This is a genomic window from Mesorhizobium sp. M2A.F.Ca.ET.039.01.1.1 (assembly GCF_003998035.1).
Lineage (GTDB): Bacteria > Pseudomonadota > Alphaproteobacteria > Rhizobiales > Rhizobiaceae > Mesorhizobium.
Genome location: NZ_RZRY01000799.1, coordinates 1 through 2,594 on the forward strand (window position 1 = coordinate 1; position 2,594 = coordinate 2,594).

The window sequence follows — 2,594 nt, forward strand, 5'->3', positions numbered from 1 at the left end:
GGTCCGAGCTTCCGATCGATGGCGAGCGGCATTGCCATCTTGATGGCCGGAGCGGCGGCGATCGCGCTCAGCGTATCGGCGGCAAAAGCGCAACAGGCCACGCAGCCGGCGACCAGCCAGCAGGCCGATCAGAAAAAGAAGGCTGACGAGAAGGCCGCCGCCGAAGGAACCTTGCTCGACAAGATCCTCGTCATCAGCCGCACCAGCGAGACGGCAATTCAGTCGCTGGCCTCGGCCAGCCATGTCGACCAGGAACAGCTCGACCGCCGCATGGCGACGACGCCGAACGAAATGCTGCTCGGCGTGCCCGGCGTCGCCGTGCAGGCCGACGCGCGCCGCGTCTCCTCCAGCATCAACATCCGCGGCCTGCAGGATTTCGGCCGCGTCGCGGTCATCGTCGATGGCGCAAGGCAGGATTTCCAGCGCTCCGACCACGGCACGCAGTCGACCTTCTATGTCGATCCTGAGCTCATCAAGTCGGTCGACGTCATCCGTGGCCCGGTCGCCAACACCTACGGCTCCGGCGCCATCGGCGGCGTCGTCTTCTTCGACACCAAGGACGCCACCGATTTCCTCAAGCCGGAAGAGACCTGGGCCGGCTCGCTGACCGGGCGCTATGAGAGCAACGGCAAGGGCTGGACCACCAGCGCCACCGGCGCCTACAAGATCAACGACAACTGGGACGTTCTCGGCAACATCGTCTATCGCGACTATGGCGACTACAAGAACGGCGGCGGCGACACCGTTGCCGGCACCGGTTTCGACGTGCTGAGCGGCCTGCTCAAGACCACCATACGCCCGACCGAAAACAGCGACTTGAAGCTTGGCTGGGTCGGCTCCAAGGACGGCTGGACCGAGACCAGCGGCGGCGTGCCCGCCAACGACGTCGACCTCAAGTCGAACACCTTTACCGCCCGCTACAACATCACCGACGATGCCAAGAGCTGGCTCGACCTCCACATCAACGCTTCCTACAACAAGACAGTTCTCGACCTGACGACGCTCACCGCGCAGAACCGCTTCGATCCGACCACCGGCCTGCCCGTGGTGCTGCCGCCCGGCTCGCTGTCGACCTTCGATGTCGGCACGACCGGCATCGACATCTGGAACACCTCGCGCTTCGAGACGGCGAGCGTCGCGCATGAGCTGACCTATGGCGGCGACTGGGTTGGCGACGATGTCGATACCGGCGGCAGCGCCGGCGGCGACAGTTTTTATACACCGTCGGGCAAGCGCAACGTCTCCGGCGCCTACATCCAGGACAAGCTGACCTGGGAATGGCTCGAGGTCATTGGCGGCCTGCGCTACGACAACTACAGCCTGAAGGACGATACGAACGAGACCTCCGGCGACAGGGTTTCGCCGCGCATCACCGTCGGCGTCTCGCCCTTCGAAAGCGCCGGCCTGGCAGGCCTGCAGTTCTACGGCACCTATGCGGAAGGTTACCGCTCACCCTCACTGACCGAGACGTTGATCAGCGGCAACCATCCGGCCGGCGTCAGCTTCCCGTTCCTGCCCAACCCGAACCTGAAGCCCGAGACCGGCAAGACCGTCGAGTTCGGCGTCAACTACAAGCAGAACGACATCATCGAGGGCGGCGACGCGCTGCGGCTCAAGGCCGCCTATTTCAACAACAATGTCGACGACTACATCGACGGCGTGACGCTCTCGCCCTTCGACCCGACCAGCGGCTGCCCGTTCGGCCCGGGCATTCCGATCTGCTTCCAGTACCAGAACTTCGCCAAGGCCAAGATCAACGGCTTCGAGCTGGAAAGCGTCTACGACGCCGGCTGGGGCTATGCCGGCCTGTCGGCCTCCATCATCAACGGCCACACCATCTCCTATGAGGGCGAGCGCGCCGACCTCGCCACCATCCCCTCCTCGCAGGTGACGGCGCAGCTCGGCTTGCGCTTCCTCGAGGACAAGCTGACCGTCGGCGGCGAAGTGCAGTATAACGGCAAGCCCAAGGGCAATCCGGTGGCTAAGGACTTCACACTGGTCAATGCCTTCGCCAGCTACCAGGCGACGGACAATCTCAAGCTCGACTTCCGCGCCGACAATCTGTTCGACGTCAAATACACCAACCCGCTCAACGGCAGCACCACCGCGGTCCTCTACGAACCCGGCGTCACGCTGAAGCTCGCGGCAACCATGCGCTTCGGAGGCTGAGCGAGACATGAAACGCTTGATGACATCGTTTCGTCTGCTGACCTCGACGTTCGCGATGTCGCTTGCGATGGCGCCGGCGTGGGCCCAGTCCGCGCCGGCTCCGGCCGCAGCTCCGGCATTGAGCCTCGAGCTCAATGCCGCGCAGCCCTCGGAAAAAGGCTGCCGGCTGACCTTCGTCGTCAACAACGCGCTCGGCGCCGACCTGTCCAAGGCGGCTTTCGAGATCGCGCTGTTCAACGAGGCGGGCGTCGTCGACCGCCTCACCGTGCTCGATTTCAAGGACCTGCCGGCCGGCAAGACCAAGGTCACCCGCTTCGACCTTGCCGGCGCCGACTGCGGTAAGCTCAGCCGCGTGCTGATCAACAGCGCGACCGAATGCGCCGGTACCGGCGTCGAGCCGGCGGCCTGCATGCGCGCCTTGAAGA

The 2,594-nt window shown here is 64.6% G+C and carries 2 protein-coding genes; both read left to right on the plus strand.

What is annotated here, in order from left to right:
- Window positions 1-18: 18 nt before the first annotated feature.
- A complete protein-coding gene (locus EOA24_RS33865; protein ID WP_189354456.1) occupies window positions 19-2,169 on the plus strand; it encodes a TonB-dependent hemoglobin/transferrin/lactoferrin family receptor in 2,151 nt (716 codons plus the stop codon).
- Window positions 2,170-2,188: 19 nt separating this feature from the next.
- The coding region (locus EOA24_RS33870) for a hypothetical protein (RefSeq protein ID WP_245501915.1) at window positions 2,189-2,594 on the plus strand (406 nt) is incomplete at its 3' end.